The organism is Streptomyces sp. NPDC048392 (genome assembly GCF_043200575.1).
In the GTDB taxonomy this organism is placed as follows: Bacteria; Actinomycetota; Actinomycetes; order Streptomycetales; family Streptomycetaceae; genus Streptomyces.
The window spans coordinates 1-26005 of record NZ_JBICYB010000015.1 but is presented as its reverse complement, the minus strand read 5'-3'; the positions used below and the strand labels follow the sequence as shown (position 1 = coordinate 26005).

20 protein-coding genes and 1 pseudogene are annotated in these 26005 nt (G+C 72.5%); 15 read left to right on the top strand and 6 right to left on the bottom strand.

Features of this window, described 5'->3' with window-relative positions; all coding sequences use genetic code 11:
* Positions 1-18 precede the first annotated feature (18 nt).
* Positions 19-813: a metal-dependent hydrolase gene (locus tag ACGFYH_RS20920; protein WP_393804641.1), complete on the bottom strand. Its 795-nt coding sequence runs from the start codon at positions 811-813 to the stop codon at positions 19-21.
* Between the two features lie 145 nt (positions 814-958).
* On the opposite strand from ACGFYH_RS20920, the gene ACGFYH_RS20915 reads away from it, so the two are divergent.
* Positions 959-3472 carry a DEAD/DEAH box helicase gene (locus ACGFYH_RS20915; RefSeq protein WP_393804640.1) on the top strand — a complete coding sequence of 838 codons (2514 nt, stop codon included), beginning with the start codon at positions 959-961 and terminating at the stop codon, positions 3470-3472.
* Positions 3473-3491: 19 nt separating this feature from the next.
* Complete coding sequence (locus tag ACGFYH_RS20910) at positions 3492-4358, top strand: acyl-CoA thioesterase (protein WP_393804639.1); 867 nt, start codon at positions 3492-3494, stop codon at positions 4356-4358.
* Between the two features lies 1 nt (position 4359).
* Here the strand turns inward: ACGFYH_RS20910 and ACGFYH_RS20905 are convergent, their stop codons facing one another.
* Together ACGFYH_RS20905 and ACGFYH_RS20900 are read right to left on the bottom strand one after the other, a co-directional pair.
* Positions 4360-5283, bottom strand: coding sequence for a DUF6397 family protein (locus ACGFYH_RS20905; RefSeq protein WP_393804638.1), 924 nt, complete (start codon positions 5281-5283; stop codon positions 4360-4362).
* Positions 5284-5422: 139 nt separating this feature from the next.
* On the bottom strand, positions 5423-5836 hold the full coding sequence (locus ACGFYH_RS20900; RefSeq protein WP_393804637.1) for a roadblock/LC7 domain-containing protein: 414 nt from the start codon (positions 5834-5836) through the stop codon (positions 5423-5425).
* A gap of 104 nt (positions 5837-5940) precedes the next feature.
* Here ACGFYH_RS20900 and ACGFYH_RS20895 point away from each other — a divergent pair, with 104 nt between their 5' ends.
* From ACGFYH_RS20895 to ACGFYH_RS20875, 5 genes are all read left to right on the top strand, one after another.
* On the top strand, positions 5941-6369 hold the full coding sequence (locus tag ACGFYH_RS20895; RefSeq protein ID WP_393804636.1) for a PPOX class F420-dependent oxidoreductase: 429 nt from the start codon (positions 5941-5943) through the stop codon (positions 6367-6369).
* A gap of 399 nt (positions 6370-6768) precedes the next feature.
* Positions 6769-7368 (top strand): class I SAM-dependent methyltransferase, encoded by a 600-nt coding sequence (locus ACGFYH_RS20890; RefSeq protein ID WP_393804635.1) that lies wholly within the window; start codon positions 6769-6771, stop codon positions 7366-7368.
* A gap of 58 nt (positions 7369-7426) precedes the next feature.
* Entirely contained in the window at positions 7427-8086 is a 660-nt protein-coding gene (locus ACGFYH_RS20885; protein ID WP_393804634.1) for a WhiB family transcriptional regulator, read from the top strand.
* Between the two features lie 37 nt (positions 8087-8123).
* Positions 8124-9038: a hypothetical protein gene (locus ACGFYH_RS20880; RefSeq protein WP_393804633.1), complete on the top strand. Its 915-nt coding sequence runs from the start codon at positions 8124-8126 to the stop codon at positions 9036-9038.
* Between the two features lie 237 nt (positions 9039-9275).
* On the top strand, positions 9276-9404 hold the full coding sequence (locus ACGFYH_RS20875) for a hypothetical protein (RefSeq protein WP_393804632.1): 129 nt from the start codon (positions 9276-9278) through the stop codon (positions 9402-9404).
* A gap of 4 nt (positions 9405-9408) precedes the next feature.
* On the opposite strand, the gene ACGFYH_RS20870 is transcribed toward ACGFYH_RS20875, so the two are convergent.
* Positions 9409-9591 carry a hypothetical protein gene (locus ACGFYH_RS20870; protein ID WP_153180979.1) on the bottom strand — a complete coding sequence of 61 codons (183 nt, stop codon included), beginning with the start codon at positions 9589-9591 and terminating at the stop codon, positions 9409-9411.
* A 270-nt stretch (positions 9592-9861) separates the two neighbouring features.
* Between ACGFYH_RS20870 and ACGFYH_RS20865 the strand changes: the two genes are divergently transcribed.
* A complete protein-coding gene (locus ACGFYH_RS20865) occupies positions 9862-12813 on the top strand; it encodes a DEAD/DEAH box helicase (RefSeq protein ID WP_393804761.1) in 2952 nt (983 codons plus the stop codon).
* On the top strand, positions 12810-14078 hold the full coding sequence (locus ACGFYH_RS20860; RefSeq protein ID WP_393804631.1) for an SWF or SNF family helicase: 1269 nt from the start codon (positions 12810-12812) through the stop codon (positions 14076-14078). The genes ACGFYH_RS20865 and ACGFYH_RS20860 overlap by 4 nt, the downstream gene beginning before the upstream one ends.
* A 422-nt stretch (positions 14079-14500) precedes the next feature.
* Here the strand turns inward: ACGFYH_RS20860 and xylA are convergent, their stop codons facing one another.
* A complete protein-coding gene (xylA, locus tag ACGFYH_RS20855) occupies positions 14501-15664 on the bottom strand; it encodes a xylose isomerase (protein ID WP_393804630.1) in 1164 nt (387 codons plus the stop codon).
* 155 nt (positions 15665-15819) lie between these two features.
* On the opposite strand from xylA, the gene xylB reads away from it, so the two are divergent.
* The 5 genes from xylB to ACGFYH_RS20830 all read left to right on the top strand — a co-directional run bounded on the left by xylB (position 15820) and on the right by ACGFYH_RS20830 (position 22796).
* The gene (xylB, locus tag ACGFYH_RS20850) at positions 15820-17265 is read left to right on the top strand and encodes a xylulokinase (RefSeq protein WP_393804629.1); all 1446 of its coding nucleotides are present in this window, start codon (positions 15820-15822) and stop codon (positions 17263-17265) included.
* A gap of 243 nt (positions 17266-17508) precedes the next feature.
* Entirely contained in the window at positions 17509-18717 is a 1209-nt protein-coding gene (locus ACGFYH_RS20845; RefSeq protein WP_393804628.1) for an ROK family protein, read from the top strand.
* 371 nt (positions 18718-19088) lie between these two features.
* Positions 19089-19694 (top strand): N-acetylmuramoyl-L-alanine amidase, encoded by a 606-nt coding sequence (locus tag ACGFYH_RS20840; RefSeq protein ID WP_393804627.1) that lies wholly within the window; start codon positions 19089-19091, stop codon positions 19692-19694.
* Between the two features lie 184 nt (positions 19695-19878).
* Positions 19879-21216, top strand: a complete 1338-nt coding sequence (locus ACGFYH_RS20835; protein WP_393804626.1) for a GAF domain-containing protein — start codon at positions 19879-19881, stop codon at positions 21214-21216.
* A gap of 56 nt (positions 21217-21272) precedes the next feature.
* Positions 21273-22796, top strand: coding sequence for an aldehyde dehydrogenase family protein (locus ACGFYH_RS20830; RefSeq protein ID WP_393804625.1), 1524 nt, complete (start codon positions 21273-21275; stop codon positions 22794-22796).
* 91 nt (positions 22797-22887) lie between these two features.
* On the opposite strand, the pseudogene ACGFYH_RS20825 reads toward ACGFYH_RS20830, so the two are convergent.
* A pseudogene (locus tag ACGFYH_RS20825) lies at positions 22888-24656 on the bottom strand (glycoside hydrolase family 15 protein).
* Between the two features lie 372 nt (positions 24657-25028).
* On the opposite strand from ACGFYH_RS20825, the gene ACGFYH_RS20820 reads away from it, so the two are divergent.
* Positions 25029-25562, top strand: coding sequence for a hypothetical protein (locus ACGFYH_RS20820; RefSeq protein ID WP_393804624.1), 534 nt, complete (start codon positions 25029-25031; stop codon positions 25560-25562).
* The last annotated feature ends 443 nt before the right edge of the window (positions 25563-26005 follow it).

The window sequence follows — 26005 nt, the reverse complement described above, 5'->3', positions numbered from 1 at the left end:
GGACCGTGCCCGCGTCCCTCAGATGAAGTTGAGTGCCGCCGCGCAGCCGACTCCCCCGAGCAGCATGAACGCGGGCATCAGGACTTTCAGCTCCACCCAGCTGCCCGCCCGGAACCGCATGGCCTTCGGCGGACCGATGGGGTACCACCTCTTGCGGCCCACCGGTATGGGCCAGAGTACGGGGCAGCCCGAGACGGTCAGCGCGTCCCCGATGTCGTGCACCAGCGCGCCCAGCACGATCGGCAGCCCCAGCCACAGGTACTCCTGGCCCGGCGCGGTGAACAGCCAGTCCGCACCGCCGTCCGACTTGTCCAGTATGCCGGCGAGGATCCACGCGCTGGTCCCGGCCAGCAGCCAGACCAGGACGTCGCTGCTGGAACCGCGGGTGGCCCGCCAGAGCAGGCCCTCGATGGCCAGCACCATGTGCACGAAGAGAATCGCGAGGACCGCCCAACGGCCACCCGTGACGGCCAGGACCGAGGTGCCCCCGCCGATCAGGACCGCCCACAGCCAGGTGTGCGTCAGCGTGCGGTGTCCGCCGGAGCGACGCGGGTCGCCCCGCTTCTTCGTTGCCTTGTAGACGGCGTAGGACAGTTTGTCGACGATCTCGCACAGCCCCCGCGAGACCGGTCCGAAGGCCCGGGAGATCGTGGCCGCCTTGTGGTCGAGGTCCGGAGCGAGCGCCGCTCCGGCGCAGATCAGGGCACCTGCGAGCAGCACCGGCCAGGGCATCGGGTGTCCCGCGGCGGCGGTCGCCGCTCCGACACCGAGCCACGCCGCGGCACCCGAAAGTGAGTGTGCTGGTCCCATCATCGTCGTTGCCCGCCCCATTCCTCGTGTGCCGCTGTGCAGTTGTCCGGGTCAGCTGCCGCCTCGTCGGCGACCCAGCGTAGCGTTCGTGATCTTCACGCGGACAGCCGATTCCCCCATCGCGGCGCGTGGCAGGCAAGATGGGTGCGTGACCCTCATCGATCAGCTGCCGCGGACCGCCGACCCCGATGCCCTGTACGAAGCCTTCGAGGCGTGGGCCCTGGAACGCGGTCTCACGCTCTACCCCCATCAGGAGGAGGCGCTGATCGAGGTGGTCTCCGGCGCGAACGTGATCGTGTCGACGCCCACCGGTTCCGGCAAGAGCATGATCGCGGCGGGTGCCCACTTCGCCGCCCTCGCCCGGGACGAGGTCACCTTCTACACAGCTCCGATCAAGGCGCTGGTGTCGGAGAAGTTCTTCGAGCTGTGCAAGATCTTCGGCACCGAGAACGTCGGCATGCTGACCGGTGACGCCTCGGTGAACTCCGACGCCCCCGTCATCTGCTGCACCGCCGAGGTCCTGGCGTCGATCGCGCTGCGTGACGGCAAGCACGCGGACATCGGCCAGGTGGTCATGGACGAGTTCCACTTCTACGCCGAGGCGGACCGTGGCTGGGCCTGGCAGATCCCTTTGCTGGAGCTGCCGCAGGCCCAGTTCGTCCTGATGTCGGCGACGCTCGGTGACGTCTCCTTCTTCGAGAAGGACCTCGCGCGCCGCACGGGCCGGCCCACCGCTGTGGTCCGCTCGGCCACCCGCCCCGTGCCGCTTTCCTACGAGTACCGCTACACACCGCTCACCGAGACGCTCACCGATCTGCTGACGGCCCGGCAGGCCCCCGTCTACATCGTCCACTTCACCCAGGCGCAGGCCGTGGAGCGGGCGCAGGCGCTGATGAGCATCAACATGTGCACGCGCGAGGAGAAGGATCGGATCGCCGAGCTGATCGGCAACTTCCGTTTCACCACGAAGTTCGGCCGCAACCTCTCCCGTTACGTCCGGCACGGGATCGGGGTGCACCACGCGGGCATGCTGCCCAAGTACCGGCGGCTGGTGGAGAAGCTCGCGCAGGCCGGCCTGCTGAAGGTGATCTGCGGTACGGACACGCTCGGCGTGGGTGTCAACGTCCCCATCCGGACCGTCCTGTTCACCGCGCTGTCCAAGTACGACGGCACCCGGGTCCGCACACTGAGGGCCCGGGAGTTCCACCAGATCGCCGGGCGGGCCGGGCGCGCCGGCTTCGACACGGAGGGCTTCGTCGTCGCCCAGGCGCCCGAGCACGTCGTCGAGAACGAGAAGGCGCTCGCCAAGGCCGGTGACGACCCGAAGAAGCGGCGGAAGGTCGTGCGCAAAAAGGCCCCCGAGGGTTTCGTGGCCTGGTCGGAGAGCACGTTCGAGAAGCTCATCGGCTCCGAGCCGGAGCCGCTGACGTCCCGCTTCCGGGTCACGCACACCATGCTGCTGTCGGTGATCGCCCGCCCGGGCGACGCGTTCTCCGCGATGCGGCACCTGCTGGAGGACAACCACGAGCCGCGCAAGCAGCAGCTCAGGCACATCCGGCGGGCGATCGCCATCTACCGCTCGCTGCTGGACGGCGGCATCGTGGAGAAGCTCGACCAGCCGGACACCGACGGTCGCATCGTGCGGCTCACGGTGGACCTGCAGCAGGACTTCGCGCTCAACCAGCCGCTGTCCACGTTCGCCCTGGCCGCCTTCGAGCTGCTGGACCCGGAGTCGCCGTCGTACGCGCTGGACATGGTGTCGGTCGTGGAGTCCACGCTGGACGATCCGCGGCAGATCCTCGCCGCCCAGCAGAACAAGGCGCGCGGTGAGGCCGTGGCCGCGATGAAGGCGGACGGCGTCGAGTACGAGGAGCGCATGGAGCGCCTCCAGGACATCACGTACCCGAAGCCCCTGGAGGAACTGCTCTTCCACGCCTACGACACGTACCGCAGGAGCCACCCCTGGGTCGGTGACCACCCGCTGTCCCCGAAGTCGGTGATCCGTGACATGTACGAGCGGGCGCTGACCTTCACGGAACTGGTCTCCCACTACGAACTGGCCCGCACCGAGGGCATCGTGCTGCGCTACCTGGCGAGCGCCTACAAGGCCCTCGACCACACCGTCCCGGACGACCTGAAGTCCGAGGATCTGCAGGACCTGATCGAGTGGCTCGGCGAGATGGTGCGTCAGGTCGACTCCAGTCTCCTCGACGAGTGGGAGCAACTCGCCAACCCGGAGGAGATGACCGCCGAGGAGGCCCAGGAGAAGGCCGACCAGGTGCGGCCGGTCACGGCCAACGCGCGTGCCTTTCGTGTGCTGGTCCGCAACGCCATGTTCCGGCGCGTCGAGCTCGCCGCCCTGGACCAGGTCGGTGCGCTCGGCGAGATGGACGCCGACGCCGGCTGGGACGCCGACGCGTGGGGCGAGGCCATGGACAACTACTGGGACGAGTACGACGACCTCGGCACCGGCCCGGACGCCCGCGGTCCGAAGCTGCTGGTCATCGAGGAAGAGCCGCAGAACGCACTGTGGCGCGTACGGCAGATCTTCGACGACCCGAACGACGACCACGACTGGGGCATCAGTGCGGAGGTCGACCTCACCGCCTCCGACGCGGAGGGCCGTGCGGTCGTCCGCGTCACCGATGTCGGCCAGCTGTGAACACAGGAGAACCCCACCGATGACGAATCCGGCCGAGAGCCTCGTCGACCTGCTCGACCTGGAGCGGATCGAGGTCAACATCTTCCGGGGCCGCAGCCCCGAGGAGTCGCTGCAGCGGGTCTTCGGCGGCCAGGTGGCCGGCCAGGCACTGGTCGCCGCGGGCCGCACCACCGACGGTGACCGCCCGGTGCACTCGCTGCACGCGTACTTCCTGCGTCCCGGACGCCCCGGCGTGCCGATCGTGTACCAGGTCGAACGGGACCGGGACGGACGGTCGTTCACCACCCGCCGGGTCACCGCCGTGCAGCAGGGCCGCACGATCTTCACCCTCACCGCCTCCTTTCACAAGCCTGAGCAGGGAAGTTTTGAGCACCAGCTGCCGCCGGCCCGCAAGGTCCCGGATCCCGAGTCCCTGCCGACGGTCGCCGACGAGGTGCGGGAGCACCTGGGCGGACTGCCGGAGCAGTTGGAGCGGATGGTCCGCCGTCAGCCGTTCGACATCCGCTACGCCGACCGGCTGCGCTGGAACGCCGAGGAGGTCGAGGGCGCCGAGCCCCGCAGCGCCGTGTGGATGCGCGCGGTCGGGCCGCTCGGCGACGATCCGCTCGTGCACACCTGCGCGCTGACCTACGCCAGCGACATGACGCTCCTGGACGCCGTGCGCATTCCGGTGGAGCCTCTGTGGGGACCGCGGGGGTTCGACATGGCGTCGCTGGACCACGCCATGTGGTTCCACCGGCCGTTCCGGGCCGACGAGTGGTTCCTGTACGACCAGGAGTCGCCGATCGCGACCGGCGGGCGGGGTCTGGCCCGTGGACGGATCTACGACACGGAGGGACGCATGCTGGTGTCCGTCGTTCAGGAGGGACTCTTCCGGGCCCTGTAGGTCAGGAGTCTCTGGGCCACCACCGGCCGAACAGTCCGCTCAGCCGTCCGGGTCGCTCTGCCTTCGAGGGCACGGGGCCCGGGCAGCGCGGAGCCGGCACGGCGCGAAGGGTCGGACGTGGGGCCGGACGCTGCCGACGGGCCGCTGCCACCGCGTCCGCCAGATCCGAGCGGAGCCAGTCGATCTCGTCCGGGTCGCAGGCCGTCATGATCTCCTCGGCGATCTGCGCGGCCGGGGAGCCCGGCGAGCCGTGCGCCGTCGGCGTGGGGCGGAAGCGGCGCAGGTGTGAGCGCTCGTAGGGATCGGTGACGACGTCCGAGACGTCGGTGGCATCGAGCAGTGACGCCACGGCCGCGGGCCGGGCCCAGGGATCGTCGGCCTGACGGAGCAGGAATCCCAGGTGCCGCCCCCGCCAGTTGCGGGGGCGCAGGTCAAGCCCCTCGCCCAGCTGGTCCCGCAGTCCTTCGGGCATGCGGCCCTTCAGCAGGGCGGTGTTGCGCTCGTCGGCCGTGAACTCCCCCAGCTCCTGGGCCGGAAACAGCCAGACGACGGCGCGGTATCGGTTGACGTGGAACCTCACGGGCACCAGCAGCCCCAGCCGTGCGAGGCGGGTGAACCTTGCGGTGGTCACTTCCATGAGGCCCGCGCCCTCCGTGGTCCCGACGGTCCGGACCCCGGCCCGGAACGCCTCGGGAAAGCCGTCCGCCGCCCGGATCCGGTCGACCTCGTCGCGGGGGACGCGCCGCCCGGCTCCTTGTTCGTCGGGTACTGTGCGGACCTTGCCGAGATGCACCGCGAGGTCGAACTCACTCCGCTTGAGGCCCAGCTCTCGTGCCGCGCGGTTCGGTGCGACCGAGGCGTCGCGGGCGGCGCCGATCCGCTCGCCGGTCGCGACGGACTCGTGTGTGACGGTGTTGCCGGACATGATGCGTCTCCCCCGTGGAGTGTGCGGTCGGCGCCGTGAGCGCCCGCCTGACACAAAAACCGTAGCCGTCGACGCGACATCCGTGGCGGGCCTGTGGACAACTTCGCGGCCGCCCTCGGGAGAGTATTGAAAGCGCAGGTCAGGACTCTGGGGGTGCTAAGCGCCCCGGCTGCCGCGCATCGACGTCGAGATGCTCGCCCACCCGGTTCACGAGCAGCGTCATCTCGTACGCGATCTGTCCGATGTCGGTCTCCGCGCCGCTGAGTACGCACAGGCAGCTGCCCGAGCCCGCCGCGGTGACGAACAGTACGGCGTCGTCGAACTCGACCATCGTCTGCCGTACCTGTCCGGCGCCGAAGTGCAGGCCGGAGCCCTTGGCCAGGCTGTGCAGTCCGGACGAGACGGCGGCGAGGTGCTCGGCGTCCTCACGTCGCAGACCGGTACTGGCTCCGGTCACCAGTCCGTCGTTGGACAGGACGAGCGCATGCCGTACGTGTTCGACGCGCCCGGTCAGGTCGTCCAGCAGCCAGCCGAGTCCCTGGTTCTGCGCCATGATGCGATCTCCCCGTGTCTCCCCGTACGCTGCCGCCCCCCTGGCCGGGGGATCCGTCCGCCAGCCTTCACCACGCCCGTGCTGCGGGCAAGGAGGATGGGGGCATGGCACACAAGATGACCGATGAGGAATGGCGGGCGTTCGTCTCGGACGGCACCCGCACCGGAAAGCTCTCGACCGTTCGGGCGGACGGGAGCCCGCACGTGGCGCCCGTCTGGTTCCTGCTGGACGGGGACGACGTGGTGTTCAACACCGGCAGGGACACCGTGAAGGGGCGCAATCTGGCCCGTGACGGCCGCATCGCCCTGTGCGTGGACGACGACCGGCCGCCTTTCGGCTTCGTCGTGCTGCAGGGGCGTGCGCGGATCTCGGAGGACCTCGGCGAACTGCGGCACTGGGCCGCCCGCATCGCCGCCCGGTACATGGGTGAGGAGCGCGCCGAGGAGTTCGGGGCGCGCAACGGCGTGCCGGGCGAACTCCTCGTCCGTGTCACCGTGGACAAGGTCCTGGCCCAGAAGTCGGTGGCGGACTGAGGATCCTCTGTCGCGGGCTCCGGTCCGGTCGGCGGACTGAGCCGCGGAGCCGGGCGGTGTGCGTCCGCCCGGCGACCGGCACGCGCGCGTCGGATCCCGGATCGGCGTCCTGTTCACCGCCCAGCGCGCCGCACACCCGGAAGGCCGCCGGAATGGCCGTCGCCTACCGGCGGTACGTCTCCGGCCGGTCCGCGCGGTGGGCGAGGACGGCGGTACGCTGCGGCTCCAGCCGTCCGGACCGGTGCCGAACGCCTCGAGCCGCCGGGCCACTCCGGTGGGCAGCGCCTCACTGTCGACGACGGTGTGGTGATCGCCGAGCCGCGGCTTGCCGACCGCGCGGGTCACGCTCGAACCTGTGCGCTGCGGCGTCTTCCGTGCCGTTGGGGGATCATGCGAGGCATGAGCGACGATCACACGCACGTCCAGACATTCTTCGGCCGTCGGGCCGCCGACTGGGACCGCCGGTTCCCCGACGACGCCCCGGCCTACGCGGCGGCGGTCGGCGAGCTCGGGTTGCGGAAGGGTGATCGCGTGCTCGACGCGGGATGCGGGACCGGGCGCGCCCTGCCCCCGTTGCGAGCGGCCGTGGGGCCGTCGGGGCTGGTTGTCGGGGCCGACCTGACGCCTGCCATGCTCCAGGCCGCCGTACGGGCCGGCCGGGGCCGTGACGGGCGCCTGCTGCTGACCGACGTGGCCGCGCTGCCGCTGCGTTCGCGTTCGCTCGACGCCGTGTTCGCGGCGGGTCTGATCGCGCACCTGCCCGATCCGGCCGGGAATCTGCGCGAGTTGGCGCGTGTCGTGCGTCCCGGCGGTGTGCTGGCCCTGTTCCACCCGATCGGCAGGGCGGCCCTCGCGGCCAGGCAGGGGCGGCGGGTCACACCCGACGACCTGCGTGCCGAGCCCACCCTCCGCCCGTTGCTGGCCGTCTCCGGGTGGCACATGACCGCGTACGTCGACGAGGACGCCCGCTTCCTGGCGCTGGCGGTCCGCGAGGGCTGAGTCAGGCCCCGCCCCGTGGCCGCCGCCGCGAAGCGTCGGGGCGGTCGAGCATGACGTTGTGCCCGGCTCCCGGCACGGTCGTCACGCGCACACCCGCGGCCTCCGTGTGCCGAGAGGAAGGCGAGCCGCTGTTCTGGGCCGCGTCCGGCGGCCTCCCCGCCAGGAAGCCGTTCCCAAGACGGAGGCGTTGTACGACCAGGCCAAGGCAATCTGCCGGGACTGTCCGGTCCTCAAACAGTGCCGGCGCGACACGCTGGGCGAGGAGTACGGAGTCTACGGCGGGTGGAACCCGCGAGAGCGGTACCTGATCCGCCAGAAGCCGGCGCACGGAGGGGAAGAGGGCGGCGGGCACTCGTGCGCACACCCTGTTCGAGGCTGCCGCCGCCTTCGTGTCGGCGGGTGTGGACGACGACCCGGAACGGATCGACGAGGCGACGGGCCAGGTGTCGCCGGAAGTTCTGTCGTCCTGAGTGAACGAGCCGGCCTGCCGGGCCGTGCTCACACCCGCGCGGGACCACGACGAGCCCCCGCGGGAGGTGTGCTCGCGCCGCGCGGGACCGCGACGAGCCCCCGCGGGAGGTGGCCCGTGCGCTCCCGGGCTGCCCGCGGTCCGAGCGTCGCGTCCCGTCGACGAGTGGTCGATTCGCCCCCGTCCAGCCGGAAAGCTGCAGCTCGGGTGCGTCTGGGAGTCGTGACAAGGGCTTCCCGGGCGCACTAGGGTGCCCGCCATTGGACGAACCGATGGGGAGGCTGGGATGGCCGGGACGGACGAGGGCACCGTCGCCGCCGCGGACGATGCGCTCTACGTGCTGACGGCGGTGCTGCTGACGCCGGCGAAGTTCCCGAGTGTGCTGGGCGACGACTACCCGGAGGCGTGCGCCGCGCTCGGTCTCCCACCGCTGGCCGACGGCTATGGCCTCGTGCTCGGTCAGGACGGTGACGGCGCCCGGTGGACCGTCGTCATCGACGATGTCTCGCTGGTCGCCGTCGCCGTGGCCTCCTGGGACTGCGGCATGGAGTACGACCTCTCGCCGGACGAGCGTACGGTCGTCACCGCGCTGCCCGGCTGGCCTCTCGCGGTCGCCGTGGCGGCACCCGGGGTACCCGAGCCGCACGATCCGGGGCCCGAGTCCGCCGACCAGCCCGCGCTGTGCCCGCCGGACACCAGTGTCTGGGGGCCGGCGCAGCGCCGTCTGGGGGCCGACGAAATCGCCCTGCAGTGGGCACAGTGGCGGGAGCAGATCGACGACGCGGAGTTCCCGGTCCCGGACGGCGGCGCGGGTTCGATGGACGGCGGCAACGACGCGGAGGCCGGCGACACGCACACGGTCGCGGGCGCACAGGCCGCCGCCGCGGACGGGACCGTCGCCACGGACGACCGGACCGGCCCGACGACCTCCGGGCACAGCGGTGTCCGGCGGGTGCTCGCGGAGGCCCGCGCCTACGTCGACACGCCGCCGCCACTCGGCCGGGTCCGGTCGTCGTTCGCGCCGGGGGACGCGCGGACGCTGCGTGCGGACGGGCCCGGCTGGTCGCTCGTCGCCAGGACCGACGACATCGCGTTCATCCTCCTCGACGAGGAACCCGGTGAGGTGCTGCCGGTGGGGCGCGGGCCGTCGCTGCCCGGGCTCCTGGAGGCCCTCGACAGGATGGCCGTACGACCGAGCTGAGGGGGTGCGGCCGGCGCCCCACCGCTGGGAGTCGGGGAACCGCGGGTCCCCGACTGTCTTCAACCGCCATGACCCGTGCTCCGCACATATGGCTCCAGCCCATGGAATAGGTCGTGGTGGACCCGCACGATGGGGCAGCTCTCAGCCGCTTCCCGTCGTGCTCGGAGGATCCGATGCGTCTGCCCCGTGGTGTTCCCCTTCTCGCCGCCGTTCTGAGCGCGGTCACGCTCATTCGACGTGCTCACCGAGTGGGTGGAGCGGGGCGCGCCGCCGCCCGCGGACCACACGGTCGGCGAGCCCGCGAACGGCGACGTGCTCAATTCCTGCACCCTGACCGAGTCGGCGTCGGCCGTGACGCGGCGTTAGCGCCTCAACGGCCGATCTCCCGGCGCGAGACACGGCGCAGCCTGCGCCGCTGCGAGGGGTCCAGCGTGAGGTAAGCGGCGGCCGGGACTCCCAGAACTATCAGCAGGGCAGCCCACCAGGGCAGCCAGATCAGCAGGATGAGTCCGGCCGCCACGCCCCCCGCAGCGACCTTGGCGTTCTTCGACATGGTGTCGCCTCCTTCGCGGCCATCGCCGCTCTCTGTCCTGAAAACGGGTCCGCGCTCCCGGCAGTTCCGTACCGCGCCCCTGAGACTTCCCTGAGGCTCGACCCTCAGCAACCCTGAGAGCTCGTCGGCGGCCGATTCCGGAGCGGCACCGAGGGAGCGCCTCCCCGTCTGCATAGTGGCCTACGCCACAGCCTTGTCGCACCCTGCGGCTTCGGTGGTCGTGTACAGTCGGCCGCCGCGTCCGAGCTAGTCAAATTTGAGGAATACGTCATCGCTGCGCAGACCGCTCGTCCCGCACCCTTCGGCAGCCGCCCCGCACTCGCCGACTGCTGTGCCGTCTTCCTGCCCGGTGATCCGGGGCGCACCGGGACAGTCGCGTTCTGGCGGCCCGACGGAGAAGTACCCGGGCCCGTCCCCTCGGGCACCCCGGGAGACCTGACGGTCGTACTGCCCGACGGTGCCGGTGTGGAGCCGGTGAGCGTGCCCGCGGTGCTTCTGCCGGTGCGGGCCGCCCTGCCGCTTCTCACACGCGCGCGTGTCGCAGCGGACGGCCACCGGGCGTCGGTGTTCTGGGGCGCGGTCGCCGTCGAGGCCCTGCACCTCGTGGCGCGCGGGCTGCTCCTCCCCGGCCTGTCCCCGGCCGGCCACGACGCATGGCGCGCGGGCCCTCTGGGCGCGGAGGAGACCGAGCGGATCCGCCACCTCGCCGCCGCCATGCCGCCCGAAGCGCACGCGGTCCCGGGCAAGGCGCACGCGGTCCCGGCCGAGGCGCACGCAGTCCCGGGCCAGACGCACGCGGTCCCGGGCAAGGCGCACGCGGTCCCGGCCGACGGCACCGATCGCCTGCGGCTGCCCGACCCGGAACGGCTGGTGCGGGCCTTCCTGGACGCCGTCGCGGACGCGCTGCCCCGCTCCCCCGCGGCCGAACTCGTGACGGCCGGACCCGTCTACGCCGCGCGGGAGCCGCGACGGTCGCCCGAGTTGCGCGAGTGGGTCCTGGACATCGCCGCGGTACACGACACGGGCGTACGGCTGTCGCTGCGTATCGAGGTGCGAGGACTGTCCGCCACGGCTACCGCTGAGGCTCGGCCGGAGTTCCGGGCGGTGCTCCAGGCGCACAGCGTCAGCGATCCCGCGCTGGTCGCGGACACCGCGCAGATGTGGGCCGGCACCGTGGGCGACGCGTTCGGCACGCGCGCGCGGATGGACGCTCTGCTCGCCCTGCGCCGAGCGGTGCGGGCCTGGCCCCCGCTCACGCCCCTGCTGTCGGCGGCCGTACCGGACGCCGTCGAGCTCGCCGACGAAGAGATCGCCGAGCTTCTCGGAGCCGGCTCCCGGGCGCTCGCCGGCGCGGGAGTCGACGTGCACTGGCCGAGGGAGCTGGCCCGCGACCTGACCGCCCACGCCGAGGTGGGGCCGCCCGACGGAGATCCGGCGTCCCGTACGCCTCCGTCCGAGGCCGGTCCGTCGTTCCTGTCCGCCGACGCGCTGCTCTCCTTCAACTGGACGTTCGCCCTGGGCGGCGAGGGGCTCACGCGCGAGGAGCTGGACCTGCTCGCCGAGGCCAACCGCCCCGTCGTGCGCCTGCGCGACCAGTGGGTGCTCGTCGACCCCGAGGAGGCCGACCGCGCCCGCGCCCGGCAGGACCGCAAGGTCACGCCGGCCGACGCGCTCGCCGCGGCCCTGACGGGCTCGGCGGAGGTCGAAGGACGCCGCGTGGAGGTGCGCCCCACGGGATGGCTGGCCGCCCTGCGGGAGCGCCTCGCCGACCCCGAGGCCCAGGAGAGCGTGGCGCAGCCCGCAGCCCTCGACGCCACCCTCCGCGACTACCAGCGACGGGGCCTGAACTGGCTGGCCCGCATGACGTCGTCCGGCCTCGGCTGCTGTCTCGCCGACGACATGGGTCTCGGGAAGACCATCACACTGATCGCGCTGCATCTGCACCGGCAGACGGACCCGGACGCCGCCGGTCCCACCCTGGTGGTGTGCCCTACCTCCCTGATGGGCAACTGGCAGCGCGAGATCGAGCGGTTCGCGCCCGGCACCCCCGTGCGACGCTTCCACGGCACCCGACGCGACCTCGACGATCTCGCGGACGGCGAGTTCGTGCTGACCACCTACGGCACCATGCGTCTGGACACCGAACGGCTCTCCGCCGTGTCGTGGGGCATGGTCGTGGCGGACGAGGCCCAGCACGTGAAGAACCCGTACTCCGAAACCGCGCGGCAGCTGCGCTCCATCGGCGCACGCGCGCGTGTCGCGCTCACCGGCACACCTGTGGAGAACAACCTCTCGGAGCTGTGGGCCGTCCTCGACTGGACCACCCCGGGGCTGCTGGGACGGCTCGGCGGATTCCGTCGGCACTACGCCCGGGCGGTCGAGGGGGGACAGGACCCGGCGGCGGCCGAGCGGCTGGCCCGGCTTGTGGGGCCTTTCCTGCTGCGACGCCGCAAATCGGACCCCGGCATCGCGCCGGAGCTGCCGCCGAAGACCGAGACGGACCACCCCGTGTCGCTGACGGCGGAACAGACCGGCCTGTACGAGGCGGTGGTGCGCGAGGCACTCGCGGAGATCGCCGGCTCCGACGGCATGGCGCGACGCGGCATGATCGTGAAACTGCTGACGAGCCTCAAGCAGATCTGCAACCACCCGGCGCAGTTCCTCAAGGAGGACCGGCCGAAGATCAGCGGCCGTTCGGGAAAGCTGGAACTGCTGGACGAACTGCTGGACACGATCCTCGCCGGGGAGGCGAGCGTGCTGGTCTTCACCCAGTACGTGCAGATGGCGCGCCTGCTCGAACAACACCTGACCGCGCGCGGGGTGTCGTCGCTGTTCCTGCACGGCGGCACCTCGGTCACGGCACGGGAATCGCTGGTGCGGCGCTTCCAGGACGGTGAGGCCCCGGTCTTCCTGCTGTCCCTGAAGGCGGCGGGCACCGGACTGAACCTCACGCGCGCGGAACACGTCGTGCACTACGACCGCTGGTGGAATCCGGCCGTCGAGGCACAGGCCACCGACCGCGCCCACCGCATCGGCCAGACGCGCCCCGTACAGGTGCACCGGCTGATCGCGGAGGAGACCATCGAGGACCGCATCGCCGCCCTGCTGCACCGCAAAAGGGAACTCGCCGACGCGGTACTGGGGGCGGGCGAGGCCGCGCTCACGGAACTGACGGACGCGGAACTGGCCGATCTGGTGCGGCTGCGAGGGGGTACGCGATGACTCGGTACGACGACGGCACGGAACGGACGTTCGCCGCACTGCCGCTCGCGCAGGGTCGGGGCTTCGCGCAGACCTGGTGGGGCCGCGCCTGGCTGAAGGCGCTGGAGGACGCGGCGATGGACGCGGCGCAGGTGAAGACGGGGCGCCGGCTCGCGCGCGCGGGAGCGGTCGGCGCGGTGTCGGTGCGGCCGGGGCGCCTCACCGCGGTCGTCCAGGACCGGGACCGTACGGCACACCGGGCCGACGTCCTGCTGGAGCAGCTCTCCAACGCGGAGTGGGACCGCTTCGCCGACATGGCGATCGAGCGGTCAGGTCATGTGGCGGCGCTGCTGGACCGCGACATGCCGCCGCACCTCGTGGAGGACGCCGCGACCGCCGGCATCGACCTGCTCCCGGGCCTGGGCGACCTGGAACCGGAGTGCGAATGCGGCGCCTGGGACCACTGCGGGCACACCGCGGCCCTCTGCTACCAGGCCGCCAGGCTGCTGGACCAGGACCCCTTCGTCCTGCTGCTGATGCGGGGACGCACGGAGGGCGCCGTGCTCGACGCCCTGCGGACGCACGGCTCCGCACCCGAGGAGGAGGCCGCTTCCGGGCAGGAGGGCGTGGACGCCGCCGAGGCGTACGCGGCGAGGCACGTGCTGCCTCCGTTGCCCGCGCTGCCGCCCCTCGGGGAGGGCCCGGGCGTCCCTCCGTCCCTGGACACCGATGCGGTCCCCCCGCCCGGCGTCGACCCGTCGGAGCTGACCTTTCTGGCCTCCCGGACGGCAGCGGAGGCCCACCGTCTGCTCGCCGGGGCACTGCGCGGCGGACACGACCGGCAGGCGGCGGAACCGGAGCCGACGCCGGCGCAGGACGCGGTGCGTCTGGCCGCGGGGCATCCCGGGCCGGACGTGCTGGACCGCCTCGGCGAGGGTTCGGGACGCACGCGGGAGGCACTGGCCGTGGCCGTCCGCGCGTGGCGGCTCGGGGGTGGGGCAGCCCTGACCGTGCTCGAGGAGGAGTGGGCGGTGGAGGGCGACACCCTCGCACGCGCGCGTGCGGCGCTGGAGTCGGCCTGGGAGGAGGACGAGCGGCCGTCGTTGCGGGCGCGGGCCAACCGGTGGACCGTCGTCGGCGCACCGCACCAGCTCCGCCTGGACCGCGACGGGCGCTGGTGGCCGTACCGCAGGGAGCACGGCCGCTGGGTCCCCGCGGGCGGCGCGACCCGGGATCCGGCGACGGCCCTGGCTTCGGCGGCCCTCGCAACGGGGGACGAATCCTGACGCCCCGGCCCGTCCCCTCCTGGGCCGGCGGTGCGGAGGCGGGTACAGCGGCGGTGACGGGGCGGGCCGAGCATGGCGGACGAGGCAGGCGGCGCGGCGGGGCCGGCTGCGGGCCGGGGTGTCGCCGGGCAGGCGCGGCGCCGTGCCGGGGTGACACCGGGCAGGGGTGACACCGGGCAGGCGCGGCGCCGGTTCGGACAGATCTGCCGACAGTCGGTCCTGTGCGGAGCGGCAGGACCTCCGAGGTGCACGTCATGGTCCGCGGACGACGACCGGCCGTCACGCCCGTTCGACGCGAACAGGCTGCGGACGGAGCCGACAGCCCGCACGACTCCGGCCCCCTCCGTGAGAGGAGAGGCCCGCACGACTCCGGCCCCCTCCGTGGGAGGAGAGGGCCGGAGCGTTCACACGGGGCCGGCCGGTCAGCGGGCGCCGACGAGGTGGTCCATGGCGAGCTGGTCGAGGTGCTCGAAGGCCATTCCGCGCGCGGCGGCCTCGTCCACGTCGAAGGTGTCGTAGGCGGTCGGGTCGGCCAGCAGGGCCGCGAGACCGTCCTCGGCGGTCGGGCGGGCCAGCTCGTCCAGCCGGGCCGCGGCCAGCGCCTCCTGCACCTCGGGGTCGGCACGGAAGGCGGCCGCCCGGTCCTTGAGGATCAGGTAGTTGCGCATGCAGCCGGCCGCCGACGCCCACACGCCGTCGAGGTCCTCGGTCCGCGGCGGTTTGAAGTCGAAGTGCCGCGGGCCCGCGTACCCGGCCCTCTCCAGCAGGTCGACGAGCCAGAACGCGGCCCGCAGGTCGCCCGCGCCGAACCGCAGGTCCTGATCGTACTTGATGCCCGACTGGCCGTTGAGGTCGATGTGGAAGAGCTTGCCCGCCCACAGTGCCTGCGCGATCCCGTGGGGGAAGTTCAGACCGGCCATCTGCTCGTGGCCGACCTCCGGGTTCACGCCGTACAGCTCCGGCCGCTCGAGGCGCTCGATGAACGCCAGGGCGTGCCCAACCGTCGGGAGCAGGATGTCACCGCGCGGCTCGTTGGGCTTCGGCTCGATCGCGAACCTCAGGTCGTAGCCCTGCTCGGTGACGTACTCGCCCAGCAGGTCGAAGGCCTCCTTCATCCGGTCCAGCGCGTCCCGCACGTCCTTGGCCGCGCCGGACTCCGCGCCCTCCCGGCCGCCCCAGGCCACGTAGACGCTGGCGCCCAGCTCGACCGCGAGATCGATGTTGCGGATCGTCTTGCGCAGCGCGTAGCGGCGCACGTCCCGGTCGTTCGCCGTGAAGGCGCCGTCCTTGAAGACGGGGTGCGTGAACAGGTTCGTCGTCGCCATCGGCACCTTCATGCCGGTCGCGTCCAGTGCCTGCCGGAACCGCTTGATGTGCGACTCCCGCTCCGTGTCGCTCGACCCGAAGGGGATCAGGTCGTCGTCGTGGAACGTGACGCCGTACGCCCCCAGCTCGGACAGACGCCGCACCGACTCGGCGGGGTCCAGAGCCTGCCGGGTGGCGTCACCGAACGGGTCACGGCCCTGCCAGCCGACCGTCCACAAACCGAACGTGAACCTGTCCTCGGGAGTGGGCTGGTAGTTCATTCCGCGGCTCCTCACTCGCTGCCGATCAATCGCTTGCCGACTATTTCGTCATGGCGCTTTACAAATTAGTATGCACACACGGTCCTGGGAAGGGACAAGGTGTCCCCGAAGGAGTGAGTCCGGGTCCCAGGACCCGCGGAAGAGGGAGAAGCCCGATGTCAGCAGCCGAGGGTCCGCTCGTCGTCGGGGTGGACACGTCCACCCAGTCCACGAAGGCACTGGTCGTCGACGCGGCCACCGGCCGGGTCGTCGCGAGCGGCCAGGCACCGCACACCGTGTCCTCGGGGGCCGGCCGTGAGAGCGATCCGCGCCAGTGGTGGGACGCGCTGGGTGATGCCCTCGGCCAGTGCGGCGAGGCCGCACGCCAGGCCGCCGCCGTGTCCGTCGGCGGGCAGCAGCACGGTCTGGTCACGCTGGACGCGCAGGGCGAGCCGGTGCGTCCCGCCCTGCTGTGGAACGACGTGCGCTCGGCCCCGCAGGCCCGCCGGCTGATCGATGAACTGGGCGGGGCGAAGGCCTGGGCGGAGCGCACGGGAAGCGTGCCCAGCGCCTCCTTCACGGTCACCAAATGGGCCTGGCTGACCGAGCACGAGCCGGAGTCGGCCCGCGCGGTGAAGGCCGTACGCCTCCCCCACGACTACCTCACCGAGCGTCTCACCGGTGCGGGGACCACCGACCGCGGTGACGTGTCCGGCACCGGCTGGTGGGCGTCGGGCACGGAGGCGTACGACGAGCAGATCCTCGCGCGCGTGGGGCTCGATCCGGCGTTGCTGCCCCGGGTGGTCCGGCCCGGCGAGGTGGCCGGCACCGTGCGCGACGGCCACGGCCTGCCGTTCTCCAAGGGCACGCTGGTCGCCGCCGGCACCGGCGACAACGCGGCCGCCGCACTGGGTCTCGGCCTGCGTCCGGGCGTTCCGGTGATGAGCCTCGGCACGTCGGGCACGGTGTACGCCGTGTCGCAGCACCGGCCCGCCGACCCGACCGGCACCGTGGCGGGTTTCGCCGACGCGCGCGGCGACTGGCTGCCGCTGGCCTGCACTCTCAACTGCACGCTTGCCGTCGACCGTGTGGCGGCCCTGCTGGGCCTGGACCGGGAAGCCGTCGAGCCCGGCACCGATGCCACGTTCCTGCCCTTCCTGGACGGCGAGCGCACGCCGAACCTTCCGCACTCCTCCGGCCTCCTGTACGGACTGCGCCACGACACGACCGCCGGGCAGCTGCTCCAGGCCGCCTACGACGGCGCCGTCCACTCGCTGCTCGGAGCGCTCGACCTGGTCCTCGACGCCGACGCGGACCCGTCCGCGCCGCTGCTGCTGATCGGCGGCGGCGCGCGGGGGGCGGCCTGGCAGCAGACGGTACGGCGGCTGTCAGGACGTCCCGTCCAGATCCCGGAGGCGAGGGAGCTGGTCGCGCTCGGTGCCGCGGCGCAGGCGGCCGGCCTGCTGACCGGCGAGGACGCGGCCGCGGTCGCCCAACGGTGGAACACGGCCGCCGGTCCGGTGCTCGACGCCGTGGAACGGGACGAGGCGACGCTGGACAGGATCACCGGGGTACTCTCCGACGCGGCACCGCTGCTGGCGCGGAACGCGGACTCCTCCTGAGGACACGCTCGTACGGGCCGGCCCGCCGCCGGACCGTCGGCGGGCCGCTCGCGCGGGGCGCCACGGACGGTGACGGCCGGGGCGCGCCACGACCGGCGTGCGCCCGCCGTCGGAGGGCACGCGCGTGGACCGCGACCAGTGGTCACCGGCCGAGGACCCGCTCCCGGACGCCGGCCGGGACCCGCGACGGTGGAACCGGTCGCGGACCGGACGGAGTGACGACAGACCAAGGACTGACGAAGCATGACCGCACCGCCGCACGAAGCCCAGCCGGCCCGCCCCGGTCGCGCGCTGCCGGACACCCAGCGGGGCATGCGCCGCCGCAATCTCGCGCGGGTGATGCACACCGTCAGCGCCGAGGGCCCGCTGTCCCGGGCTGCCGTCGCCTCACGGATCGGACTGACACGTGCGGCGGTTTCCACCCTCGTGGACGAACTGGTCCGCTCGGGCCTGCTGGAGGAGCTGGGCCCCGAGCGTCCCGGCCGCGTGGGCCGGCCCGGGTCCGCCCTCGCGGTCAGCTCGCAGGGCCCGGCCGGCATCGGGGCGGAGGTCGGCGTCGACCATCTCGCGGTCTGCGCGGTCGACCTGCGCGGCGGGGTGCGCGCACGTGCCGTGCGGTACGGCAGCAATAGGGACCGTTCGCTGGAGCCGGTGCTCGAGCAGCTCACCGGCCTGGTGCGGCAGGTCGTCTCGGATGCGGAGACGGAGGGACTGTGGCCGGCCGGGCTCGCGGTGGCCGTTCCGGGTCTCGTGGCACGGGACGGCCGGACCGTCGTGCGCGCCCCCAATCTGGACTGGCACGACGCGGACCTCGGTCCCCTGCTGCCCGCGCATCTGCCGCTGACCGTGGACAACGAGGCCAACTTCGGCGCGCTCGCCGAACTCTGGCTCGCAGACGGCACCCCCCGGGACTTCCTGCACGTCTCGGCCGAGATCGGCATCGGTGCGGCCGTCGTCTTCGACGGCCGGCTGCTGCGCGGTACCCGCGGGTTCGCCGGTGAGCTGGGTCATGTGCCGGTCCATCCCGACGGGCCGGAGTGCGCCTGCGGCGGGCGGGGGTGCCTGGAGCAGTACGCGGGTGAGAAGGCGGTACTGCGCGCGGCCGGGGTGGAGCCCGGGGAAGATCGCGTCGGACTGCTCGCCGGACGCGCCGCGCAGGGCGACGAGGACGTACGGCGTGCCCTGCGCGAGGCGGGTACGGCGTTCGGCATCGCCCTGACCGGTGCGGTCAACCTGCTGGACCCCGAGGGTGTGGTGCTGGGCGGTGCCCTGGCCGGACTCGCGCCCTGGCTGCTCCCGTCGCTGCGTGACGAACTGGCCCGGCGCACGGCCGGCCCGGCCTGCCCGGTCGCCGTGTCGCAGCTGGGTCCGCAGGGCCCACTGCTCGGCGCCGCACACTCCGTGGTGCGGGCCGTCCTGGACGACCCGGGTGTGGTGGCGGAGCGGGCCTGACCCCGCCCGCCGGCGACCACGCACCGACCCCACGGGCCCGGTCGCGCCCTGCGACGACCGCGGTGGCGACGGCGCCCGGAGGCTCCTCCGGACGAGCAGACATTCAGGCCCCCACTCCCCCACGCCCCCCATTCACTCGATCGGGTGAGCGCGGTGTCCACAAGGCGCCGGCTGTCCACAGAACGGCGCGGCGCTCTACTGCGCAACCCCCGCCAGCCGTACGGTGATTCACGCGGACGCACTTCGCACACCGAGCGGTCGGACGTCCGCGCAGGCCTTCTGCTCCTCAGCCACGACGCACAGCCGTGTCGGACAGCTGAGCACCCACCCCCCACCGGGCCCAGGGCCCCACCGACGAAAGGGCAATCCCCATGGAGAGGGAGAGGACAGCACCGGTCACGACCAGGCGGCGGCTCCTGAAGGGCGCCGCGCTGGCCGCCGTCCCGTACACCCTGATCTCCGGTACACGGGCCACCGCACAGGCCCGGGCCGTCGACTACCCCTCCGCCGAATGGCAGCCCGCGAGCGCGTCCAACTACAGCCGGTCGAACCGCCCCACGGCCTATCCCGTCGACTACGTGGTCGTCCACGTCACCCAGGAGACGTACGCCGACACCCTCTCCATCTTCCGGAATCCCGACAAGCAGGTGTCCGCACACTACGTCGTCCGGTCCTCCGACGGGCACGTGGCGCAGTGTGTCCGCGAGGGGGACATCGCCTGGCACGCGGGCAACTGGGACTACAACACCCGCAGCGTCGGGATCGAACACGAGGGGTGGGTGGACCGGCCGGAGTACTTCACCAACGCCCTGTACGAGCAGTCGGCCCGCCTCACGGCGGCGATCTGCACCACCTACGGCATCCCGAGGGATCGCGCACACATCATCGCGCACCACGAGGTGCCGGGCAGCGACCACACGGATCCGGGGCCGTTCTGGGACTGGACCCGCTACATCAGACTGGTCAACTTCGCCTGACCCACACGCCCGGCCCACACGCCCGCCCCGCCCGCCCGGCCCCGTCTCCCGATCCTCTGGCCCGACCTGCTCGCCCGGTCCACTCGGCGCCGCACGCGGGTGATCCGGCTGGACCAAGTGGTTGTCGGCGCGTATCCGCGGGGTCACGATGTCCCCAACCGCAGCACCGTCCGGGGAGGCCGAGTTGAGCGATTCATGGCTGGCTCTGGAACCGGGGGCCGACCCCGTCGAGCGTGCGCGGACCCTGCGCCGGGCGCACGAGACGTTCACCGAGGCGGGGACCGTGCCGCGGCCCGTGCGTGCCGTGGTGGCGGAGTCGTGGCGGCGGTCGGTCCGGGCGGGTGTCGGCCCGGACGGCACCGCGAGCGTCGAGCTGACGGACGAAGATCTCGGCGCCTACCGGGCCGAACACCCGTTGGCGCGGGTGATGCCACTGGTCAGGGAACTCCTGGGGACGTTCGCCGCCGACGGCGAGCATCTGCTCGCGGTGTGCGACTCGCACGGCAGGCTGCTGTGGGTCGAAGGGCATCCGGCCACCCGGCGCAGGGCTGGACGGATGAACTTCGTGCCCGGGGCCCGGTGGGCGGAGTCGGCGGTCGGGACGAACGCGCCGGGCACGGCGGTGGCCGTCGGCCGTCCGGTACAGGTCTTCACGGCCGAGCACTTCATACGCCGCGTGCAGCCCTGGACGTGCGCCGCCGCCCCGGTGCGCGATCCCCGTACCGGGCGGGTGCTCGGCGCCGTGGACATCACCGGCGGGGACGGGCTGGCGCATCCGCACAGTCTGGGTTTCGTACAGGCGGTGGCGCGTGCCGCGGAGTCGCAGCTGGCACTGCTCACTCCGGAGCGGTCCGGAGCCGAGGCGGCCGAGCTGACCACCCTGGGCCGTGACGAGGCCCTGTTGCGCGCGGACGGCCGCAGAATCCGGCTGAGCCGGCGGCACAGCGAGATCGTCGTGCTGCTGGCCCACCACCCGGAGGGTCTGACCGGCGACGAGTTGCTGTGCGCGCTGTACGAGGACGAGACGGTGCCGCCGGTGACCCTGCGCGCCGAACTGGCCCGGCTGCGAGGCCTACTGGGACCCGGTCGGCTGGCCTCCCGGCCGTACCGGCTCACGCTGGCCGTCGACTCCGACGCCGCCGTCGTCGAGCGTCGTCTGCGGGCCGGTGCGGTCACTGCGGCCGCGGCCGGCTACACGGGTCCGCTGCTGCCCGGCTCCCGGGCTCCGGCGGTGGTGCGGCTCAGGCGCAGGCTCACCGACGGTCTGCGCGCGGCGCTGATCGCCTGCGGTGATTCCGACCTGCTGGCCGACTGGGCCCACGCGCCGTGGGGCGAAGACGATCTCGACGTCTGGCGCGCGCTCGCGGCGGTCCGGCCCACGGCCTCGACCAGTTCCCGGCTTGCGGCGCTGGAGGCCGAGCTGACGGCGCCGAACGCGTGGCGACCGCCCACCGGTGAGCGGCACTCGGGGAGACCGGGGTGGCGGCCGCGCGCAACGTCTCTGCAACGTCCCGCTTCCTAGCCTCGGGCGCAGAGCTGTCCAACGGCGGGCAGCGCCCGATGAGGGAGGCAGACAGGATGACCCGCTACGCGGCGCCCGGCACCGAGGGCGCGATCGTCTCCTATCAGTCACGCTACGACCACTTCGTCGGCGGCGAGTACGTGCCGCCGGCGCGCGGGCAGTACTTCGAGAACCCGTCCCCGGTGAACGGTCAGCCGTTCACCGAGATCGCGCGCGGCACGGCGGACGACGTGGAGCGGGCGCTCGACGCCGCGCACGAGGCCGCCCCGGGCTGGGGCCGTACGTCGGTGACCGAGCGTTCCGGCATCCTGCTGAAGATCGCCGACCGCATGGAGGCGAATCTGGAGCGCCTGGCGGTCGCCGAGAGCTGGGAGAACGGAAAGCCGGTGCGCGAGACACTTGCGGCCGACATTCCGCTCGCCATCGATCACTTCCGCTACTTCGCGGGCGCGGTCCGCGCCCAGGAGGGCTCACTCGGCGAGGTCGACGACGACACGGTGGCGTACCACTTCCACGAGCCGCTGGGCGTCGTAGCGCAGATCATCCCGTGGAACTTCCCGATCCTGATGGCGGTCTGGAAGCTCGCCCCCGCCCTCGCCGCCGGGAACGCGGTGGTACTCAAGCCCGCGGAGCAGACCCCGGCCTCCATCCACTACTGGCTGAGCCTGGTGGCGGACCTGCTGCCGCCCGGCGTCCTGAACGTCGTCAACGGCTTCGGAGTGGAGGCCGGCAAACCGCTCGCGTCCAGCCCCCGGGTGGCGAAGGTGGCGTTCACCGGGGAGACCACCACCGGTCGGTTGATCATGCAGTACGCCTCGGAGAACATCAACCCGGTCACGCTGGAACTGGGCGGCAAGTCGCCGAACATCTTCTTCGACGATGTCTGGGCGCGGGACGACGACTTCCGTGACAAGGCGCTCGAGGGCTTCACGATGTTCGCGCTCAACCAGGGCGAGGTCTGTACCTGCCCGTCCCGGGCGCTCGTCCAGCGCGGCAGCTACGCCGAGTTCATGGAGGCCGCCGTCGCCCGCACCGAGCTGATCAAACCCGGCCACCCCCTGGACACCGACACGATGATCGGCGCGCAGGCCTCCAACGACCAGTTGGAGAAGATCCTCTCCTACCTGGACATCGGCCGGCAGGAGGGCGCCAAGGTGCTCACCGGCGGCGAACGAGTCGATCACGAGGGTGAGCTGAAGGGCGGCTACTACGTCCAGCCGACGGTCTTCGAGGGCCACAACCGCATGCGGATCTTCCAGGAGGAGATCTTCGGCCCGGTCGTGTCGGTCACGTCCTTCGACGACTTCGACGACGCGATCAGGACCGCCAACGACACCCTCTACGGCCTCGGTGCCGGAGTGTGGACCCGCGACATGAACACCGCCTACCGCGCGGGCCGCGCGATCCAGGCGGGACGCGTGTGGACGAACTGCTACCACGCCTACCCGGCGCATGCCGCCTTCGGCGGATACAAGCAGTCGGGCATCGGCCGGGAGAACCACAAGATGATGCTGGAGCACTACCAGCAGACGAAGAACCTCCTCGTGTCGTACTCGGCACAGAAGCTCGGCTTCTTCTGAGGGCACCCGCCACCGCCGGCCGCTCGTCCTGGCCACCGCCCCGGACGACGGCGGCCGCCGCGGCACCGGCCGGCGGTGCGGGCGGGCGCGCTCAGAGCGGCAGCGTCGAAGCGTCGTTGAGGCGGACCGCACAATCCAGCAGGAGGGCGTGCACGAACGCCTGGGGCAGGTTCCCGCGCAGCTGACGCTGTTGTACGTCGTACTCCTCCGCGAACAGCCCGGACGGCCCACACGCCGCCCGGGCCCGTTCGAACCAGCGGAACGCGCCGACGCGGTCGCCCAGACGGTGCGTGGCCAGGGCCATGGTGAACCCGCACAACAGGAAGGCCCCCTCCTCCCGGCCCAGAGGGCTGCCGGGGTGGTCGAAGCGGTACACGTACCCGTCCTCGGCCAGCCGGTCTTCGATGTACGCGCGGGTGGCGGCGTTGCTGGGATCGTCGGCACCGGGACAGCCACGGGCCAGCGGCACCAGCAGCGCGGCCTCGGCTCCGTCGTCGTCGGCGGCCCGGCGCCAGCGGCCGTCGGCACGCAGACAGCGACGACGCGTCTCCGACATGATCGTGTCGGCGGCCTGGGTGCAGCGGCGCGCCGTCGCGCCGGGGAACTCCGCCGCGACGCGTCGCAGTCCGGAGACGACACTCAGCCGGGAATGAGTCCACCACCGGTCCTCCAGCTCCCACAGGCCGGCGTCGGGCCGCTGCCAGTTCCGCTCCACCGCGTCCACCGCCACGCCCACCGCCCGCTCCGCCTCCGCGGGGAGACGGTCGTGGCGGGCCGCGGCGGCGAAGAGCTGCAGTGCCTCCCCGAACGTGTCGAGCTGGAACTGGGTCGCCGCCTGGTTCCCGATCCGGTCGCTGCCGCCCGGATAGCCCGGCAACCGCAACCCGCTTTCCCCCGGTACGGGCCCGCCGGTGACGGTGTAGGCGGGCCGGACCCGTTCGCCGTCCTCCAGAATGCGTTCGGCGGTGAACCGCACGGCGCTGTCCATCAGCTCGTGCGGTCCGTGTGCGGCGACCGCGAGGCCCGCGTAGCACTGGTCGCGCAGCCAGGTGAAGCGGTAGTCGTAACTGCGTCCGGTGTTGGCCCGTTCGGGCAGCGACGTCGTGGCTGCGGCGACCATGCCGCCCGCGCTGCTGGTCAGTCCGCGCAGCACCGCGTACGCGTACCGGGCGTCACGTGGCGCGGCGAGCGCCGAGCAGTCCGGCACGGCCCGCCGCCACTCATGCTCGGTCGCCCGCCACAGTTCTCCGGGGTCGAGGCGGGGCGCACCAGGGCCCTTGGCCAATTCCAGCACGAGGTCGTGCTCCTCGCCCTGCCGCAGCCGGAACTCGCCGTGAGTCCCGATTCCCTGTCCCACCTCGCCTCGGGAGCGCCGAGCAGGCGCAGGCGCAGTCCGCCGCCCGCAGCCGTCCATACGCCACCCGCCAGCCGCGCCTCGTTCATCCGGTGGGCACCGAAGCCGGGGCGCACGTCCAGGCTCAGCCGCAGCCGCGCCTCCCCCCGCACCACTCGCATCCGGCGCAGCAGCACCAGATGTTCCGGGGAAGCGGGCATGGCCAGCGCGTCCCGGCACTCGATCACGGAGTCCGGGGTCACCCATCGGCTCACCCGGATGAGGGTCCCCTCTTCGTAGTAGCCGCCCCACACGTGCCACCGGTCGGCCGGTCCCACCGTGAAGTGCCCGGCGCCTCCGATCAGCGCGCAGAACACCGCGTCGCTGTCCCACCGCGGGGCACACAGCCAGACCACCCTGCCCTCCGGATCGATCAGCGCCCCGCGTTCACCGTCGGCGAGGGCGGCGTAGTCCCGTAGCACCCAGGGCGCGGGGGTGGGGTTGTCTGTCGCGGTCGCGGAAGTCATCTGGGATCCGAAGCTCATGGCACTGGCACTAACCGCGCCGCAGCGGCCGGAAACGTGGTGCCTTCGGCCGGCGGTGGTTCCTGGGGAGCGGGCGTGCAGTTCGACACCGGGCGGGGCCCGATCCGGCGGACCGGTGTCGCGGGGGCGGAGCACAGCGCGGCCGGGATCGTGTCGGGCCCTGTGTGCGCACCACCCCTGCGGGCCCCGACCGGCAACGTCTCCGCATGAACAGCCTCGCAGCCCACCGCGACGGCGGGCTGCTGGGATGCGGCTTTCCCCGCACCCCCGTTGACTGTGTCCTGGGTAAGCCGGGGTCTGCACGCGGCGCACTCTCCCGGGTCCGCGGAATGAGGGAGCACGGTGGCTCGGAAGGTGACGTGCCTGGCCGTCCTGGCGCTGGCATCCAGCGCCATGGCGATGGGAGCACTGGGCGAGAGGGCCGACGCCGTGCGCTTTCTTTCCGGCATCGTACTGCTCGTCGTCGTGACGAGGCTGCGGGTGCCGCCGCCCTACGAGGCGGCCTTCTCGATCGTCGTGGTGGGCGCGTTCTGGTGCGATGTCGGGCACTGGTATCACCGGGTTCCACAATTGGACACCGCCGTGCATCTCCTGCTCACCGGAACCGGCTCCGTGGTGGTGTTCTCGGCCTTGCTGACGTGCACGGGCCCGGCGCTGGGCCAAGCCGTCGCGAGCCTTCCGCGCTGGACGCCGACGGTTCTGGTCGGCATGGCCGGGACCAGTGCTGCCGTCCTGTGGGAGTTCTACGAATGGGTGGCGGAGCGGATCTCGCCGGGAACCATGCGGGTCGGCTACGGCGACACCGTCGCCGACCTGGCCGTGGGCGTCGCGGGCTCCCTTCTGGCCGGTGCGCTGTTCGCTCGGACGGCGCGGCCCCGTGGAGAGTGACCGCGGGCCGGGTAGGTCGAAGGCGGACCGGCTGCGCGGAACGGCAGTCGGCATCGGGTGAGGACACCGTCGCGTACCCCGTGTCACTTCTGCTGCTCTCTGCGACTGTTCCGGGCCGAGTCTGCCGCCGGACGCCTGCGCTCTCGACCGCCACCCGGGCGCTCCGGCCTGCCCACCGGCACCCTGGACCGCAATGCGCTCCGGCCCGCCGGCTCGCCGCGCGGTCCGCCCGGGTGGCGCCGCGACGGGCGCCGTTTACGGCACCCGCCCGTGGGTCACCCATCTGATGACGACAAGGACCCCCCACCAAGGGAGTACGTGATGACACTCGTGGCCGACTTCGTTCTGCAGCGCTTGTCCGAGTGGGGTGTCCGGCGGATGTACGGCTATCCGGGTGACGGCATCAACGGTCTGCTCGGTGCGTTCGACCGGGCGGGGGGTGA

What these genes read in the sequence shown, in the direction of transcription:
- ACGFYH_RS20920 (WP_393804641.1), bottom strand. Translation starts at nt 813, where the DNA reads ATGATGGGACCAGCACACTCACTTTCGGGTGCCGCGGCGTGGCTCGGT.
- ACGFYH_RS20910 (WP_393804639.1), top strand. Translation starts at nt 3,492, where the DNA reads ATGACGAATCCGGCCGAGAGCCTCGTCGACCTGCTCGACCTGGAGCGG.
- ACGFYH_RS20905 (WP_393804638.1), bottom strand. Translation starts at nt 5,283, where the DNA reads ATGTCCGGCAACACCGTCACACACGAGTCCGTCGCGACCGGCGAGCGG.
- ACGFYH_RS20900 (WP_393804637.1), bottom strand. Translation starts at nt 5,836, where the DNA reads ATGGCGCAGAACCAGGGACTCGGCTGGCTGCTGGACGACCTGACCGGG.
- ACGFYH_RS20895 (WP_393804636.1), top strand. Translation starts at nt 5,941, where the DNA reads ATGGCACACAAGATGACCGATGAGGAATGGCGGGCGTTCGTCTCGGAC.
- ACGFYH_RS20890 (WP_393804635.1), top strand. Translation starts at nt 6,769, where the DNA reads ATGAGCGACGATCACACGCACGTCCAGACATTCTTCGGCCGTCGGGCC.
- ACGFYH_RS20880 (WP_393804633.1), top strand. Translation starts at nt 8,124, where the DNA reads ATGGCCGGGACGGACGAGGGCACCGTCGCCGCCGCGGACGATGCGCTC.
- ACGFYH_RS20870 (WP_153180979.1), bottom strand. Translation starts at nt 9,591, where the DNA reads ATGTCGAAGAACGCCAAGGTCGCTGCGGGGGGCGTGGCGGCCGGACTC.
- ACGFYH_RS20860 (WP_393804631.1), top strand. Translation starts at nt 12,810, where the DNA reads ATGACTCGGTACGACGACGGCACGGAACGGACGTTCGCCGCACTGCCG.
- xylA (WP_393804630.1), bottom strand. Translation starts at nt 15,664, where the DNA reads ATGAACTACCAGCCCACTCCCGAGGACAGGTTCACGTTCGGTTTGTGG.
- xylB (WP_393804629.1), top strand. Translation starts at nt 15,820, where the DNA reads ATGTCAGCAGCCGAGGGTCCGCTCGTCGTCGGGGTGGACACGTCCACC.
- ACGFYH_RS20845 (WP_393804628.1), top strand. Translation starts at nt 17,509, where the DNA reads ATGACCGCACCGCCGCACGAAGCCCAGCCGGCCCGCCCCGGTCGCGCG.
- ACGFYH_RS20840 (WP_393804627.1), top strand. Translation starts at nt 19,089, where the DNA reads ATGGAGAGGGAGAGGACAGCACCGGTCACGACCAGGCGGCGGCTCCTG.
- ACGFYH_RS20830 (WP_393804625.1), top strand. Translation starts at nt 21,273, where the DNA reads ATGACCCGCTACGCGGCGCCCGGCACCGAGGGCGCGATCGTCTCCTAT.